Raw genomic sequence first — 16,908 nt, 5'->3', positions numbered from 1 at the left:
TCAAACTGAGGAGCGAGTCTTCGGCTGCTTCCCGATTATCCTGTCTATCAACGCGAGCAGTCGCGTGTCGTCCAGTGGCTTTGAAAAGAAGCCTGTCGCTCCCGCGGTGCTGGACCTGTCGCGAAGCTCTTGCGTGACGTATGCGGTAATGAAGATGACGGGAACTGGCTGCATCCACGAACCGATCGCTTCAAGCAATCCAAATCCGTCCATGCCTGGCATGTGAATATCCGTGACGACGAGGCCGAGTTCGGACCGACGCGTATCGCTCAGAAGATGATTGGCCGACGGATAGGCGATAACCCGCCAGTTTGCCGAACGCAGCAGACTGGCCGTCGCTAACCGGACCGATTCGTCGTCTTCCACCACCCCGATGAGCGCGGAAGAGTGCTTTGATCTCATGTCGAGCCCCAAGGCGATCCAATGGATGCAAAAAAGGCTTAATCCTTTAGACAAATTACAAGCCCAAGGCCAAAGCGGCAATAAGACCTTCGAATGGTTTTAGCGACAGTTCGTATGAGCCGGTACAGCCGAATGACGGGTTGGCGTGAATGCGCTATCTGGCGTCTTCACGAGCAGGGCGAACCTGCTGCAATTTTCTAACGACATCGGGCACCGAACGTGCGTCGAGCTTGTGCATCGCTTGAGCCCGATGAATCTTGACCGTTACCTCGCTAAGACACAGGCGGTCGGCGATCTGCTTGTTCAACAACCCCTCTGCCACCAGCCCGATGACTTCCCGCTCGCGAGCGGTCAGCGAGTCGTATGTCTGGAGGATACCCGCAACGATCTTGTCCTGGCGCCTGGACTCGCGATTCATTTTCAGGGCCGCTGCAATGGTGTCGATCAGATCCTGATCCCTGAACGGCTTGGTCATGAAATCGAATGCGCCCGCTTTCATGGCCTTGACGGACATTTCAATGTCGCCGTATGCGGTCAGAAATATGACCGGCAATCGAACGGTTTCCTTGAATGGCTCCTGTTGCAGGATCAAGCCGCTCGCCCCTCGCAGGCGAACGTCGAGAACCAGGCAACTCGGCACGTCCGGCATCTGCGCGGCTAGAAAGTCATCAGCCGATGCGAACGCCCGCACAGGAATTCCCACCGACGTGAGTAAGGATGTCAGCGCCCCGCGGATAGATTCATCATCGTCAACCACATAAACGAGCGCGTCGGGCAAGGTTTCACTTCCCGTTCCAGTGATCTCGCTTTTCATTGCTTTGCCTTCGAGAAGTTCCGTTGCGGGAATCCGCCGCCGGTACTTCTCCATACTAGGCAATGCGCGAATTCATGGCTACCAATGCGCAGCGTTTTCCGCGTTGCCCGATGCGCTTTAAGGTACACCCTTACATGGCAACGGGATACTACATGCAGGAACGGGACCGCCGTCTCCATGAATCGCGAGATCACTGATGCGTCCCGGCCGGCTCCACAGCGTCTATCGTCGATGCAAGAATCATGGCCTTCGCGTTGACCGGTGCAGGTTTCGATCTTCGCGGATGAAAGATTCGATCGCCTCTTTTTATCCGTGCCCCGCTTATCGCGCAGACGCCGGAAAGCCTTGCCTTTGCCGCGCTCCAAACCTGGGCGCCGTAAAAGCAGCTCGTCGCGTCTCGCCAGGCAATCGTGACGCTGGTGGTGCTTGTCCGCTCGATCAGGCTGATCGCCAGATGCAATGAGGGACCGTTACGCAGCGCCGCGTCCTGGTTAAAAAGTGGAAAGGGACTTGCCACGAAAGGCATTCGATCGCTGAGCCCCGATGCTTGTGACCCGGATGACAGAAGTCGTATGGTCTGAACCCACGGATCGGTTTCGCTGGCAAGCATTGTCCTGCTCCTCACGAAAAGTGACGCCGCGCTTTCGCTGCGCCAACTCATGGCGGGCGCAAACATCCTGGGGCCCGCATCGATGGATGCACCGTTGCTTGTGCGATGGCGGCTGGCTCTCGCGGTGCTATGCGTAACATATACAAACCCGCGGTTCCTCACTAGTCGTTCGAGTGGATGGCCGATTCATTTCATCGTTCGCTTTGGTCATACCTTGGGATAGGCGCTGCGGGAAAGAAGCGCTGATCGACGGGATAGTGATGCAACGTGATTCATGGCTGATCGAGAAGGGCGGTTGGCTGATTCCGGCTAATTCGTTCAGGTTTCCGTGACCGGCAATGAAATGCATGCGTCGCCGCCGAGTTGGACAGAGAAACCATTTCCAGATCTCGTCATTACGACACCCCGGCCAGCAATCGATGAATCTGCGCCACCACAGCCGCGCCTTCGCCGACCGCCGACGCGACACGCTTGGTCGATCCCGAACGCACGTCACCGATTGCGAAAATCCCCCGGACGCTTGTCTGCAACGGCAGCGAGCGCGCACTCGCGCCGGGAATGTCGGTGCCCGTCAACACAAACCCCTTGTTGTCGAGCGACACGTCGCATGTCTTGAGCCAGCCGGTATTCGGCTCGGCGCCGACGAATACGAACAGATGATGTGCGGTCATGCTTCCTTCAATGCCGCCCGCGCCGCGGTAGTGCACGCGCTCAAGGCGTGCACCTCCCTCGAGCGCGGTCAGTTCGACACGCGTGTGGAGGGTTACGTTCGGTAGCGATGCAACGCGTTCGATCAGGTAACGTGACATACCGCGCTCGAGATTCGCGCCTCGAATGAACATATGCACATGTTCGGCATGTGCTGCCAGAAACACCACCGCTTGCCCCGCCGAATTGCCGCCGCCCACCAGCAGAACCGGTTCCTTGCGGCACAGCCGCGCCTCGATTGGCGTTGCCCAGTAATAGACCCCGCAGCGCTCGAAGCGCGCGAGGTTCTGGACCTCTGGACGCCGATACTCCGCGCCGCTCGCGATAACGACGGCGCGCGCGGTAATGCGGCGGCCGTTGGCGAGTTCCACGACAGGTGGTTGTCTGTCGCAATACAACGCATTGACCTCGCACGGAATGGCGATATGCGCGCCGAACTTCTGCGCCTGAACGAACGCGCGGCCCGCGAGAGCCTGGCCTGTGATGCCGGTAGGGAAACCCAGATAGTTTTCGATGCGCGCGCTCGTACCCGCCTGGCCGCCGGGTGCGCGGCAGTCGAGAACTGCAACCGACATTCCTTCCGACGCCGCGTAGACGGCCGCCGCAAGTCCCGCGGGCCCCGCGCCGATTATCACCACATCGTAGACGTGCGTCGGGTCGAATTCGGGAATCAGCCCGAGACAGGACGCCAGTTGCCCCTGATCGGGATTTCGCAGCACGGTGCCGTTTGGACAAACGACGATCGGGAAGTCGTTGGTCTGCGGCGTCAGGCGTTCGAGTAGCGCGATGGCTTCGGCATCCTGTTCGGCGTCGAGCGTCATATTGGGAAAAGCGTTGCGGCGCAGGAAATCCTGCAACGCAACGAGTTGCCCGTCACTGGAGGAGCCCACCAGAACGACGCCCTGTCCGCGCTCGATCACGAGGACTCGCCTGAGAATCAGCGCACGCATGATCTTTTCGCCAAGATCCGCTTCGCTGATCATCACGGCGCTGAGTTCATCGGGCCGCACCAACAGTACTTCGACATCTTCGATGACATGCGCATCCACTACCGCGGGCTTGCTCGACAGTTGAGTGACGTCGGAGGTGAATTCGCCGCGCTGCGCATACGTATGAATGACCCGTTCATGGCCGAGGCCGTCGCGACCGACTATTCGGACTTTGCCCGAGAGAAGAACAAAGACGCCGGGGCAGAGACTTCCCGCGCGATAGAGCGATTCACCCTTGGCGTAGTGACACAGGCTGCCGAAGCGACGCACCCTGTCGACTTCCGCCGCCGTGAGAACCGGAAACATCTGCTGGTATCGGGGATGATCACGTACGCTCACGTCTTCGGTTACGTCGCGGTGATCGACGGGCGATCCGTCTCGCGGCGTTGACTCGTTGCTCATCGCGGTTCTCCTGCGCGGCTACCCGGCGCAGCCAGCGATTCATAGCGTGAGCGAACCGCGCCGCTCTTCTTTCGTGGCTGCGAAGTCGGCTCGTGCGGCCGCGATAGCCCGGTAAATAATTGCCGGCATTCAGGCGAGAAGTCCCAACAGATGTTTGGCGCCGGCCGTTGAAGAAGCAGGGTTCTGACCTGTAACGAGAAGGCCGTCGGTGATCGCGAAGCTTTGCCAATCGGCCGCTTTCTCGAACTTGCCGCCCAATCGCTTCAGTTCGTCTTCTACGAGAAATGGAACCACTTCGGTCAGTTGGACAGCTTCTTCTTCTGTGTTCGTAAAGCCCGTGACGCGCCGGCCTTTCACGATCGGTTCACCGTCGATCACGACGTGGCGGAAAACGCATGGAGCGTGGCAGACCGCGGCCACGGGTTTGTGGGAACAATAGAAGGTTTCGATCAAGGCAATCGAGTCGTTGTCCTCGGCCAGATCCCACAGGGGGCCGTGACCGCCTGGGTAAAAGACCGCGTCATAGTCGCTAGCCGCCATGTCCGAGAGTTTGACTGTGTTGGCGAGGACTTTTTGAGCGAGGGGATCCGCCTTGAATCGCCTCGTCATGTCCGTCTCGCCTTCGGGGGTGTCGCTCTTGGGGTCAAGCGGGGGTTGTCCGCCCTTGGGGGAGGCGACCGTAACAGCGGCTCCCGCATCGAGAAACGTGTAATAGGGAGCGGCGAACTCCTCCAGCCAGAAGCCTGTTTTCTTGCCAGTGTTTCCCAACTGATCATGCGAGGTCATCACCATCAGGATTTTCATTGTCTGCTCCTCGAAAGTCGCCGAATTTTCGGCAAAGGCAAAGCTTGGGTAATCGGTCAACCTCTGCCAGGATTTTCAGCATAGGTCGATCTGGAGGCGAGGGACGGGGTTTTTGGGTGAGCCGCTGCGGATCTTCCCTGTGTTATTCCACGCCTTCGACGATTCTGAAATCTCGCTCCGCAGCCGTGCCGAGAATCTTCAAGGCGGCCTGATAGCCAACGCTCTCGAAGGTGGAAACGGCTTGCTGGAGACTGTCGAATTCCGTTAGCACGGTGCGTTCAATCAGGCCCGCTTCATGCGCGAACGCCGCCGCGCCGCGAGCCAGAATGCGTCCACCGCCATTGGCGATTGCCGGCGCGGCCAATTTCGAGTACTCGGCAACGCGCTGCGGGTCCGTCACCTTGCGATACGACACCATCCAATAAGCTTTTGCCATCATTGTTCTCGTGGGAAGAAATCGAAGCGCCCATATCGCACCCATATCGCAACTCGTCGAACAGGCGACGCTCATTGCCTGAATGCAGCACGGCAAGAAATAGTGGGCGCTGCCCCTGCGGCGGGTACGCGGGGGCGCATCGTCGCCATGCATACAACGTGCCGTCAATTTCCTTTGTAGATATCGCAGGACAACCCGACGATGCACAGGCTGCCATTCCTGCCGCGCCCGCTGTCGTGCGTCCCGTACATGGATGCGCCGCCTACCGACTGGTCAACCGTTTGCGGCGCAGTGTTCACGATGGGCTGCTGTGCAGAAGACGGGGTTGGCGGGGCGACGGCCTGAGTCGGCTGGGAATGCGCAATGCCGGTCATGCTACAGAGCAGCACGGCGCCGCTCGCTACAAGATGTTTGGCTTTCATGGAAATACCTTTATTTCGTGAACAGGTTCTGAACGGGCTTGGCAGAGAACGCGGGTTACGCGTTGTCTAACAGAAAATTATTTATAGGCTTGCCTCGAGCGGAATACCAGAGATATGTGAACGTCCAGGAGGCAACAGAGCTTGCCGATAGTTGAGTACGCGTTCACGGCTATCTGGCATACGTCGACTCCCATCCGCCGCCGAGTGCCTTGCATAGCGCGATGAGGTTAGCCGCGGCGTGAGCCTTGCTTTGCTCAAGATTGCTCTGTGCGTCGAGCAACTGTTTCTGCACGTTGAGCACGTCGAGAAAATCGACCGCGCCCGCCTTGTATCGCTGCCGCGCAATCGAGAGCGCGCGCTGGTTCAAGCCAACGACCGCTTTCAGCCGATCGCGCCGCCGCTGTTCAGCGTCATAGACGACGAGCGCATCGTCCACCTCCCGCCATGCCTGAAGTACGGTCCGCCTGTAGACGATCGCAGCTTCCTGCTGTTGCGCCTCGCGCAAATGGAGTGTTCCCTTGAGGCGTCCCCCTTCGAAGATCGGCAGCGTGATCGACGGTCCCACGACGAACTGACCGGACGCCCAACTGGCGAGATTCGAGAGCTGAAGGCTTTGGAACCCCGCGCTGCCATTCAGCGATATGCGTGGATAGAAGTCGGCCTTCGCCATTCCGATCCCCGCCGTGGCCGCGTGTAATTGCGCCTCTGCTCTCCTGATGTCGGGTCTGCGCTGCACCAGTTCCGAGCGGATACCGATGGGCACCTGTTCAGGGAGTGCGGGAACATCATGCGGTTCGCCGAGCGTCTCGCGTAGCGCGCCCGGCTCCTCGGCCAGCAACACGCCGATGGCGTTGATCGTGGTCTCGGAACGCGATTCGAGCGTCGGAATGAGGCTTTCGATCAACTCTGCCTGCGCGGAAGCGTTGGCCACGTCCAGGTCGGTAGTGACGCCTTCGCGTACCCGCGTTTGCGTGAGCCTGGTGGCGTCGCGGGCGATGACGAGGTTCTGTCTCGCGATCTGAAGCAGCGCCTGTGCGTCGCGCAACTGAACGTAGTCTCGCGCGATTTCCGCGCGCGCAGACAATAGGATCGCGTTGCGATCCTCGTATGAGGCATCCGTCAGCGCTGTCGCGGCCTCGACACCACGTCGCGCCCGGCCCCAGATGTCGAGCTCCCACGATGCATCGACGCCGGCCTGGTAAAGGTCGTAGGCCGGCGAGCCCGAGGGGCCCGGCAGTGCCGCGACGCCGGCCGGCGCGCTGCCCGACGCCGATTGCGGCTGACTTCCCGCTGGGCTAACGCCAAGCAATGACAGGATGCCGTTCGGACTTCCGCGCTCGCGGTTATACGAGGCGGCACTGCTCAACCGCGGGTATTCTTCGGCGCCGGCAATGCGTTGCCCGGCCCGGCTTTGCCGCAGGCGCGCCGAGGCCGCCGCCACGTCGAGGTTGGCATCGGAGAGCTGTTTTTCCAGCGAGTCCAGGATGGGATCGTTGAACAGCATCCACCACTGCGCGCTGAATTCGGACTCGATTGCCCTACTGGATGCCTGCGCGGACTGGGTGCGGTCGAACACGGCAGGCGTGGTTGTTTGCGGACGTTCGAAGTCAGGGCCAACGGCACAGCCCACGAGCGCGAAGCACAGCAACGCCGCCAGCGCCGGCGTGCGGATCGAAAATTCACTGGCAGTCATTGCTTGTCTGCCTCCGCACCCGGCGCATCCGCGCGCCTGCTCACGGCGACATCCGCTTCGACCGACAGCCCCACGCTCAATGCCGACGCGGCCTGCTGTCCGCGGTCGATCGTGATCTTGACCGGCACGCGCTGGACGACCTTGGTGAAGTTGCCCGTTGCGTTGTCGGGCGCGATCGGCGCGAAGCTCACGCCCGTGGCGGGAGCGAGGCTATCGACATGCCCTCGAATCACGACGTCCGGGAACGTATCCACCTTGATACGCACGGCATTGCCGGGTCGCATATGGGTCAGCTGGTTTTCCTGAAAGTTGGCGACGATATAGGCGTCCGACAGCGGAACGATCGCGAGCAATGGCGCGCCGGTTGTGACGAATGCGCCGACTCGCGCCGACCGTCGTCCAACCTTGCCGTCGACGGGCGCGTGAATCTGCGTATAGGAAAAGTTGAGTTTCGCCTGCTCGAGAGCCGCTTCGGCGTGAGCCAATGCGCCGGCCGCCTTATCGCGCTGGCTGCGCAGAACGTCGAGGTTCTGCTCGGTGGCGACGAGCGCGGCGCGGTTGCGCGCCTGCTGCGCGAGTCCCTCGGCCAGTGCGCTCGAGGCATGCTGCTGCTCCTGCGTCGTTCCCGCGCCGGCGTCCGAGAGATTCCGGTAACGCGCGGCGTTTGCCCGCGCGAACTGGAGTGTCGCATCGTCTGCGCGGAGCGTGGCGCGTGCCTGGTCGACAAGCGCGGGATGCCGCGCGATCTCGGCGTCATAGTTCGCAACCGCTGCCTTTGCCGCGGCCACGTCAGCTTGCGCACTCATCAGAGCCGCGCGGAAATCGCGGTCGTCGATACGCGCCAGTAGCTGCCCGGCTTTCACCTGCTGGTTGTCCTCTACGAGCACCTCTGAAAGTTGGCCGGCGACGCGCGGCGCGACCAGTGTGAAATCGGCGGTCACGTAGGCATCGTTGGTGGTCTCGCTATTCGAGTCGGCGAACAGCCTTATGCAAGCCCAGATTGCAACACCGAGTATGACCACATACGCGGGGAGATAAATTGCCTTAGGCGGAAATCGGGTGATGGATGACATAGGTATCGTCGCTTAGCGGGAAGAGGGCGGCGTCGTGCTCCATGGCGGATAAACACGCACGGGTAACACCGGAATAACGAAAAGAAATGCGAGGGCGACACCTGCCATCAGGCGATAGAGATCCGCTGACGTCAGCACGACGGCTTGCTCGTGGATCCGATGCGCAAGTTCGCCGAGCCCGTGAGCCGCGTCGATGCCTTGTCCCGTGACCAGGGTGTTGTTGCCCAGCCGATCGACGAGCATGCTCGAATGAAAATGCTCGCGCGCGGTTCCCACACCCTCGATGAGACCGGTTGCGGCGGCGCCGGTAAACGCTTTGAGCGTGTTGAACATGGCCGAGGCAAACGGGCCTTCCGTTGGGGGCAGGCCGGTCGTGACGCCCATCAGGATTCCCATGATCACCATGGGCTGTGCGGCAATTTCCAACGACTGAAGCCAATAGAAGTTCTCGCGAACCCACGCGGAGGTCATGAAACTCCCCAGGAAGCACGTGGTGGCTATCAGGCACAGTCCGATGGCCATGACCCAGCGATGGTCGACCTGGCGGAGATTCAGCACGGCGGCGGTGACGGGAAGCGCAATCAACAGGGGAATTGCAAGCAGCAACGACAGCGGCGCGGTTTGCAGCGGCCGGTAACCGTGGACTTGCGCGAGATATTGGCCGGGTATGACCGCAACGCCAACCAGCAGCACAACGGCGCCAACCAGTGTGAGAAGTCCGTGCGCGAGGTTCCTGCGGGCAAGCAGTTGGAGTTTGAAGAATGGCAGCGGATGAAACCACTCGTTGACGAGGAACGCCGCGAACAACAGCGCGCCGCCATAGAACATCGTGCTGATGAACGTTGAATTCAGCCAGTCGAGACGATCGCCTTGCAGCAGACCAATGACGAGCATGGCTATCGCGGGGAATCCCAGTACGAATCCGCTCCAGTTAAATGAACGGAAGCGTTCGAGCCTGAGGGGATCCGACGGCAGCCCCTGGTGGACGGCCACGCAGCTCACGATGCCGAGCGGCACGATCTGCCAGAAGGCCATTCGCCAGCTGACATACTCCGTCCATAACGCGGCGAGAGGCGTGCCGAGCGCCGGTCCGAAGGTCGCGGTGAGTGCGTATCCCGCGAGTCCGTATAACTTGATTTTCGGCGGGAGATAACGCAGCGCCACGATGATCAGCATCGGGGGCAGACATCCGCTAGCCACGCCTTGCAGCGCACGCAATACATAGAGCGTAGGCAGGTTCGGCGCGAAGGGACAAAGGAATCCGACGAACATCACGGCCAGCACGGCGCCGATCGTGAATCGCTTCAGCGTGAGCGTCACCCCGAACCACGGAGCGAATATCATCGTGGCGACATTCGTCGCTTCGAAGAGAGCGGTCAGCCATGTTCCATCGTCGCGTCCAATCGAGAACGCGCCGCGGATATCGGCCAGCGCCACCGCGGTGACCTGTTCGTTCAATATCGCCAGTAACGACGCCAGCAGCATTCCAATCAAACCGATGGCGAGGCGAAGCGGCAGCTCGGCTTCCTTGGGCGCCTGCTGTACGGGAGGCGCCGCGGCTTCCGACGCATGAACCGGCGCCGACGATTGTGCGAGCTCGGGTTCTGCCGTTCCAGATGTCCTTGGGTTGGCGGTGTTCATATGGGTCCGCTAGGCTGGTGCTGTTGGGGGCATTACATCGGGAGATTGCGCTATCACGCCCGATGTTCGAAGGAACCCGGATGCTCGGCGAACAAGACATTAGGTCTTTTCTCGCGGTAACTTCAATCAGTTCGGCGGCTGCGTCGCAGCCGCGCAATGGGTCGAATCATTCTAGGAGACGGCTTGGCTTTCTTGAAGTCAACAGAGCTTGCCTATCAGGCCATTCCGTTCGCAAATCGGGCCAATGCCGTCGCGGCTATGGCGATAACGCGGCAGGCTGGAAAAAGTGTTTTTCCATTCGGTCAACGCCTGGCCCGAGAGAATGCAATGAAGAGCGTCGACGTCGACGCGATGGTCAACGTCGTCATCATTCATCGACGGGAAGACGGGGCAGCGGTGATTTTCCTGCCGCGTGCGTTTCAAGCCTTGCGCTGCACTTCTGCAAAGTACTGTGGCGCTTCGCGGCGATCGAACATGCCATATTCCCGGACCACGCGGATGTGCCGCAGGCGAACGCCCTCCGGCAACGTCGCGGTGCGCTCGAACGTTTGGGCGGCGGCGAGATCGCTCCACGTCGCGACCGCTATAACGTCGCCGGGCGTCATCAGTGCGTCGAACGCGTCCCATGCGACGAGGCCGGACGCCTCCATGTCGAGGCCAAGCGACTTCGCGACTGCGTGCGCACTCGCCTGCTTGACCCAGTCCGGCGCGCACCTTGTGTCGAGCAGAGTGACGGCCTTGCCGACGCCTGTCTCCGTCGCATCGAGGCGTTGCTCCATCAGTTCTTGCCCGGCGGGTACGTGCGTATCGGCGACGGTCTGCCCAATGCGCAAGCGGTAATCGGCAAACACACGATCGCGCGCCGCCTGCTGCACCTTGTGGTGATTCGTCGTGACACGCCAGCGCACCAGCGACTTCTCATCGCGCCAGCTCGATAGCGAGAGGAGCCACCCCTGGCGTGTCAGGCTTGCGTAGCGTGTGTTGTCGGCGAAGCCTTCGATCTGTTCGAGCTCCGGGCGCAGCATCTTCGCCATGCCGAGGTAGGCATCGAACTGGTCGTGGATCGGGTTGACTTCGAGCATTGCAGAGAACATGGATTCCTTCGTCTGGTTGAGATTGCCGGTAACGCGGCAACGGCAGAGGATCGCGGCAAGCGTGATCGTCCGATCTGGATCAACCGGATCGTTGCGATGTCGCCGTCGCGCGATGCGTCAGCTTATTGTGGAAGAAGGACCGAGGTTCTTGAAGTACAGGTAGGCAGCCTATTAGGCCATTCCGTACCGGAATTTTGCCAGGCTCACCGCGATTGGTATGTTGCAGGCAAGCGGGATCGGAGCGGGCTAGTCTTCGGTCGTCGAAACCACATCAGTCGACGCCACCGCAAGACGAAGTTCGCGGTATGCAATCACTAATGCATCGAGGCTGAATGTCCGGTTCAGTCCGCTGGGATTGGGCAAGACCCATGCGCGGGCGCCGCCGAATGCGAGGGGTTGCGGACCCCACTCGATGTCGCGCACGCCGGACATTGCGGAGATGGCCATTTTCCCAAGGAACGCAACGCATTGCGGTGCGTACCGTTCAATCTTCCGCTCGAAACCGGATGCGGCGGCAATGAACTCCCATGACGTTAGTTCGTCCGCTCGTGCGGTCGGACGCGAAACGACAGTTGTCAGCCCGCAGCCATACCGCAGCAGAGTGCGGTCGTCTTCAGGACGGATCTGTTCAGGGGTAAAGCCGGCGAGATGAATGGCCCGCCAGAACCGGTTGCCTCTGCCCGAAAAGTGGCGGCCGCTCGATGCTGCCAGGGCTCCCGGATTTATTCCGCAAAATATGACTGACAGACCCATTTCGGCGATGTCCGGAAGAGATTCGAGCGAATCCGAGCGGATCGTGGATGGGGCAGGTCTTTCTATGGGGTTCATTCGAGCCGCTGTGTGCGATTGACGAGCCACCACTTTGGGCTGCCCCATGAACAGGGACAAGCGGAAAGAGCGCCGATTTTAGGTCAGATGTAGCGTGATTCCGGCCACCACTAAAAGACGCCATCCGTTTTCGATGCGAGGGCGGCGAGGGATGGCGAACCGTGCCGGTTCTGACGAGGCGCGACTACCTTACGCTTTCGATCCCTGCTGACGCGACTTGCCCGCTGCCACCGCTATACGACACCTGCTGTGTGCCTGTCACGCCGCGAAACCGTTGGCGATATTGTTTGGGCGTGACATTGAGCCGCCGCGAGAAAGTCGTTCGCATATGCGTGGCGCTGTGAAAGCCGCATTTGTACGCCACCGTCTTGAGAGGCGCATCGGTTTCTTCGAGCAGCCTCCTTGCCGTGTCGACGCGAACCTGTTCGACAAACGCGGACGGTGTCGCCTTCGCATACTTCGCGAACAGCCGGGAGAAGGTGCGCCGGCTGACCGAAACTGCGCTGGCAAGCTGCTCGATCGACAGCGTATCGGTGATGTGCTCGGTCACATACTGGAGCACCTTGCCGACGATCGGATCCTGGTCCTTGCGCATTCCGAGGTAAGGACTGTACTGAGATTGACCGCCTTCCCGCTGAATGTAGACCACCAGACGCTTCGCAACCCGCACGGCGAGTTCGTGTCCCCAGTCTTCTGCCACGAGCGATAGACACAGGTCGATACCCGCCGTCACGCCGGCGGAAGTAAACAGGCGCCCATCACGGATGAAAATGCTGTCGGGCTGCACGCACGCCTGCGGAAATTCGTCGGCCAGGCGCCCGGCATCTGCCCAGTGAGTCGTCACATCCTTGCCATCGAGGAGCCCAGCGTGCGCGAGCAGGAATGCTCCGTTGCAAACCGAGCCGAACCGTGCGGCGCCGCGCGACTGGTCTCGCAACCACTGCAGGAATTCGCTTCGCGGTTGCGTATTGGGCAACTGCGGTCCTCCCGCGATCAGCAGCAGATCGAACGGCGTGTCGAAGTCCGCGAAGCCAAAGGGAACCGAAAGCTGCATGCCGTTCGAGCAGGACACCGTGCCGGCGTCGCATGCCACGACAGAGACCTGATACCTCTGATGTTCAGACAGATACGTGTTTGCTTCTGCGAATACGTCCAGGGGACCTGCAACATCCAACGCCTGTACACCATCGAATACGACAATGGCGACTTTCATGCTGTGACCTTCTTTGATTGTGAGCGCTTGCGGGTGCCGCCAGGCGACCCTTCGCCAAGACGAGCGGAGTAAGCGCGATGACAGCAATTTGAAGGGCAGAATATCAGCTTACCGCGATGGCCGTATGCCGGCTATGCCGTATCGGGCAAATGTCCGCCGGATTGTTGCCCCGCAGACCGGCGCTTAGGCGGCCCGCGACCCGGAGATCGTCATGGCTCGAATGTGGTGCATCTTGGCCCATATACAGCCTTCGTGGACGCACATGCTGTTTCAATCGTTGTCAGAATGGCCAGAACCATTCCTCACGATTCTTCCAGAAGCACATCAAAAAAGTGCTGGATGGACGCTGCCTTGTACGGAGAACCCGTCTGAGCAATCGTCCGTAAGCTGGTAAAGAACATACGCTGTTCTCGAGTTGGAAGGGAAACCGCCTTTTGATTTTGGCCGCTGACATTCGTCGGCGCCCGTTTCCATGCGAGCCAGCCATGACCCGAAATCCGAACCCTGCCTTGGAAGTCTTGCCGCCACCACCCGTTGCCGGCGAATTGATGTCGGGAGCCGATATCATCCTGCGGGTACTCAGCGAACAGGGCGTCGATACCGTATTCGGCTATAGCGGCGGTGCGATTTTGCCGACTTACGACGCTGTCTTTCGATTCAACGAGATGCACCACGAGAGCCCTGAGCGCCAGATCAATCTCGTTGTGCCCGCCAATGAACAGGCGGCCGGCTTCATGGCCGCCGGGTATGCGCGCGCGAGCGGAAGAGTCGGCGTGTTCATGGTGACCTCAGGTCCGGGGGCGACCAACGCGGTGACCCCGATCGCCGACTGCAACGGCGATTCGGTCCCCGTGGTTCTCATATGCGGACAGGTACCGCGTGCGATGATCGGCACGGATGCTTTTCAGGAGGCGCCCGTCTTCAACATCATGTCGGCATGCGCAAAGCAGGTGTTTCTGGTGACCGACCCGGCAAAGCTGGAACGGACACTGCGGACCGCATTCGAAGTCGCTCGCAGCGGCCGTCCCGGCCCGGTTGTCGTGGACGTGCCGAAGGACATCCAGAACTGGACCGGAATCTATCACGGGCAAGGTACGTTGGAGTTTCGAGGCTACTCGGACCGCCTTCGAATGGTGGCGAAAGGCGCTCGTCTGGAAGAACACAAGCGCACTGAGTTCTTCGACTTGCTGGCGCAAAGCGAACGACCGTTGCTGTATGCCGGCGGCGGCGTCATCGCGGCTGGCGCGACGGCTGAGTTGCGGCAGTTTTCGGAGCGCTATGGGATTCCCGTGGTGACCACGCTGATGGGCCTCGGCGCAATGTCCGCGAAAGACGAACTGTATCTCGGCATGCTCGGCATGCACGGCATGGCCCACGCGAACTACGCGGTGGAAGACTGCGACTTCCTGATCGCCGTGGGTGCCCGGTTCGATGATCGTGTCGCCGGTGGCCGCCCCGATGCATTTGCGCCACGAGCGCGGTATGTCGCGCATATCGACATCGATGAGGCGGAAATCAACAAGGTCAAACGGGCGCATTGGACACACGTAGGCGACGCAAGGAACACATTGCTGTCGTTGATGAAACAGGAGCCGCCAGCGCAACCGCCCTCGGTTTGGCTCGACCATATCAAGGCACTGAAGAGAACCTACGGGATGAACTACGACCGGAACAATCCGGCGATTCAGCCGCAGTTCGTCGTTGAAAAACTCAGTGAAATTACAGGCGGGCGAGCGATCATCTGCACGGGCGTCGGCCAGCATCAGATGTGGGCCGCGCAGTTTTTCGACTTTGTCGAGCCTCGAAGCTTTCTGACTTCGGGCAGCATGGGAACGATGGGTTTCGGGCTGCCCGCCGCTATTGGCGCCCAACTGGCGCGACCGGATGCCCTTGTGATCGACATCGACGGTGACGGCAGCATCCGCATGAATGTCGGCGAACTGGAGACGGCGAGCACTTATGGAGTGCCCGTCAAAGTACTGCTGCTCAACAATCTCGGTGACGGAATGATCCGGCAGTGGCAGCGTCTCTTTTATGACGGCCGGTTGTGCGTGAGCGACAAGTCGCTCCATCGCAAGAATTTTGTCATGGCAGCTCGGGCCGATGGGTTCGAGTTTGCCCGTCGCGTTGATGCAATGAGCGAACTCGATAAGCAACTCAAGGCCTTCGTGGCATTCGACGGACCGGCTTTCCTCGAGATCATGGTCGACGAGAACGCGGATGTGTTTCCGATGGTGGGGCCTGGGCAAAGCTACTCGAATATGATTACCGGGCCGTTCATTCCGTCGCGCTCTGAGCGAGAAACCCAAGGGAAGGGCGCCGGGCGCCAAGCGGCTGCGGATATGTTTTAGTCATGGCAGTGACGATGTGCGTTGCGACGATTCTGCTCAACTGCTCGTAAGCTTGCTTTTCGTAGTAGGAGAGGCCATGCGGCGGCGGCTCATCGGCCGTCCCGCTTGGAAGCGCGTTATTACTTGTCCGGCTCATTGAGCTTGCCGGTGTAGCGATCCAGATGAATTTCCACATCTGCCTTTCCCTGGGCGGGCGGTCTAGGCAAGTAAGTGCAACCGGAAGGCTGCTCCGCATCGGACATCTGCCGCTGTACACTCGGCGGTATAACCGTCGGGTTCCGGTCGGCTGCTGCCGATGCCACTAATCGCGCGGTTCACATTGCGCATGCCGATTGCGTTCGATAGTGGGCGGCCAGAAGCAAACTTTCAAATGTCCGCCCAAACATGACCGGGACCCTTACTGCGGCTTCGTCAGATCCTGCCCAATTGCGACGACAACCGCCTGCTCGCAATCCTTGAGACCTGCGACCGACTGATCGAACTGGTCGATCAAGGTGCCGAAACTGCCATAGTGATATTTTGCGTCCGCTTCGACGTGGACAGAGTTGGCCTTGATATCCCAGCCACAGGCGAATGTCTTGAAGTACATGTCTTGCTTGGACTTCGAGTCGAGCAGACGAGCGCGGACGACGACCCACGGAATGAAATCGCTCGATTCCGGCGGGGATACGTAACCAAACGAGGTGATCCATACGCTCAGGATCGCGTCGGCGTTGGTCTTGACATCGGAAAAGTCGTCGGACTTGCCGTCGCTTGAGAGCTTGGCGTGCTGGTCGTGCAACGGAACAATTTCATAGCCATTACTGGACAGTCGCGTTGTCAGGCCATCGTTAACGACGGGAGCGAAGGCAATCTTTTCGCTTGCCACGCGCTGCGTGTATGTACTCGTATGATTGGCGTTGATCCCGCCTTGCACCAGTCCACCAATCAATCCAAATGCTCCGGCAGCACCACCGAAGTTGACAACGCTCTCTCCGCGCGGTTCCGTGACATCCAGCAGAGCGATCGAATGGAGCTTTTCACGATTGCTGGCGGCGAGATCGGTTTTCGGAAGTGAAGCACAGCCCGTGAGTAGTGTTGTTGCAACGACAAAACCCGCGACTGCAGAAGTTGAAAGCGTTTTGTTATCCATGACCTTTTATTTGTGGATTGAGAGTGCGACGCCATTGGCCAGTGTCTTCGAATGGAGGTCACCCTCACGGCAAATTCAGACACAGGCAAGCTATTTATCGGCGCTGTTTGCATGAACTTTAAATTTCTAACTGAGATGTATCACTCTCGATAAAAGACCATGGTCATCCATGTCTGGCCCCGTGCAGTGCAGGCGGCACTGTACCGCCGCCGGACGCAGCAGCGGGGCGCCAGGCGCCCGTTCGTTGCGCTGCGCCGGCCGCACTCAGGCGAACAAAGAATATTGCGGTCACGTAT

The 16,908-nt window shown here is 60.0% G+C and carries 16 protein-coding genes; 1 reads left to right on the top strand and 15 read right to left on the bottom strand.

Translation table 11 applies throughout. The features are described from left to right. The 14 genes from CUJ90_RS31625 to CUJ90_RS31565 all read right to left on the bottom strand — a co-directional run bounded on the left by CUJ90_RS31625 (position 1) and on the right by CUJ90_RS31565 (position 13,129). Positions 1-402, bottom strand: coding sequence for a response regulator (locus CUJ90_RS31625; RefSeq protein ID WP_161553744.1), 402 nt, complete (start codon positions 400-402; stop codon positions 1-3). 154 nt (positions 403-556) lie between these two features. Next, positions 557-1,216 (bottom strand): response regulator transcription factor, encoded by a 660-nt coding sequence (locus tag CUJ90_RS31620; RefSeq protein WP_114164599.1) that lies wholly within the window; start codon positions 1,214-1,216, stop codon positions 557-559. Between the two features lie 190 nt (positions 1,217-1,406). After that, on the bottom strand, positions 1,407-1,826 hold the full coding sequence (locus CUJ90_RS31615) for a DUF3331 domain-containing protein (RefSeq protein WP_083085654.1): 420 nt from the start codon (positions 1,824-1,826) through the stop codon (positions 1,407-1,409). Between the two features lie 395 nt (positions 1,827-2,221). Then, positions 2,222-3,925 (bottom strand): FAD-dependent oxidoreductase, encoded by a 1,704-nt coding sequence (locus CUJ90_RS31610; RefSeq protein WP_114164598.1) that lies wholly within the window; start codon positions 3,923-3,925, stop codon positions 2,222-2,224. A gap of 129 nt (positions 3,926-4,054) precedes the next feature. Continuing rightward, positions 4,055-4,729 carry a type 1 glutamine amidotransferase domain-containing protein gene (locus CUJ90_RS31605; protein WP_114164597.1) on the bottom strand — a complete coding sequence of 225 codons (675 nt, stop codon included), beginning with the start codon at positions 4,727-4,729 and terminating at the stop codon, positions 4,055-4,057. A gap of 142 nt (positions 4,730-4,871) precedes the next feature. Further along, a complete protein-coding gene (locus tag CUJ90_RS31600) occupies positions 4,872-5,165 on the bottom strand; it encodes a DUF1330 domain-containing protein (RefSeq protein WP_114164596.1) in 294 nt (97 codons plus the stop codon). 164 nt (positions 5,166-5,329) lie between these two features. After that, the gene (locus tag CUJ90_RS31595) at positions 5,330-5,587 is read right to left on the bottom strand and encodes a hypothetical protein (protein ID WP_114164595.1); all 258 of its coding nucleotides are present in this window, start codon (positions 5,585-5,587) and stop codon (positions 5,330-5,332) included. 169 nt (positions 5,588-5,756) lie between these two features. Beyond that, positions 5,757-7,280, bottom strand: coding sequence for an efflux transporter outer membrane subunit (locus CUJ90_RS31590; RefSeq protein WP_114164594.1), 1,524 nt, complete (start codon positions 7,278-7,280; stop codon positions 5,757-5,759). Next, positions 7,277-8,353 carry an HlyD family secretion protein gene (locus CUJ90_RS31585; RefSeq protein ID WP_114164593.1) on the bottom strand — a complete coding sequence of 359 codons (1,077 nt, stop codon included), beginning with the start codon at positions 8,351-8,353 and terminating at the stop codon, positions 7,277-7,279. The genes CUJ90_RS31590 and CUJ90_RS31585 overlap by 4 nt, the downstream gene beginning before the upstream one ends. A 12-nt stretch (positions 8,354-8,365) precedes the next feature. Next, complete coding sequence (locus CUJ90_RS31580; protein WP_114164592.1) at positions 8,366-9,994, bottom strand: MFS transporter; 1,629 nt, start codon at positions 9,992-9,994, stop codon at positions 8,366-8,368. Between the two features lie 198 nt (positions 9,995-10,192). Continuing rightward, entirely contained in the window at positions 10,193-10,417 is a 225-nt protein-coding gene (locus CUJ90_RS32570; RefSeq protein ID WP_152035397.1) for a hypothetical protein, read from the bottom strand. Then, on the bottom strand, positions 10,414-11,088 hold the full coding sequence (locus CUJ90_RS31575) for an antibiotic biosynthesis monooxygenase family protein (RefSeq protein ID WP_114164591.1): 675 nt from the start codon (positions 11,086-11,088) through the stop codon (positions 10,414-10,416). The genes CUJ90_RS32570 and CUJ90_RS31575 overlap by 4 nt, the downstream gene beginning before the upstream one ends. Positions 11,089-11,334: 246 nt before the next feature. After that, complete coding sequence (gene mug, locus CUJ90_RS31570; RefSeq protein ID WP_114164590.1) at positions 11,335-11,916, bottom strand: G/U mismatch-specific DNA glycosylase; 582 nt, start codon at positions 11,914-11,916, stop codon at positions 11,335-11,337. A gap of 184 nt (positions 11,917-12,100) precedes the next feature. Continuing rightward, positions 12,101-13,129 (bottom strand): GlxA family transcriptional regulator, encoded by a 1,029-nt coding sequence (locus tag CUJ90_RS31565; protein ID WP_114164589.1) that lies wholly within the window; start codon positions 13,127-13,129, stop codon positions 12,101-12,103. 485 nt (positions 13,130-13,614) lie between these two features. Here CUJ90_RS31565 and ilvB point away from each other — a divergent pair, with 485 nt between their 5' ends. Further along, entirely contained in the window at positions 13,615-15,480 is a 1,866-nt protein-coding gene (ilvB, locus tag CUJ90_RS31560; RefSeq protein ID WP_114164588.1) for a biosynthetic-type acetolactate synthase large subunit, read from the top strand. A gap of 397 nt (positions 15,481-15,877) precedes the next feature. Here ilvB and CUJ90_RS31555 read toward each other — a convergent pair whose 3' ends face one another. Further along, complete coding sequence (locus CUJ90_RS31555; protein WP_244220085.1) at positions 15,878-16,612, bottom strand: hypothetical protein; 735 nt, start codon at positions 16,610-16,612, stop codon at positions 15,878-15,880. Positions 16,613-16,908: the final 296 nt, after the last annotated feature.

Origin of the sequence: Paraburkholderia terricola (assembly GCF_003330825.1) — a bacterium.
In the GTDB taxonomy this organism is placed as follows: domain Bacteria; phylum Pseudomonadota; class Gammaproteobacteria; order Burkholderiales; family Burkholderiaceae; genus Paraburkholderia; species Paraburkholderia terricola.
The sequence above is the reverse complement of the archived record's forward strand: the minus strand, read 5'-3'. Positions and strand labels throughout refer to the sequence as shown.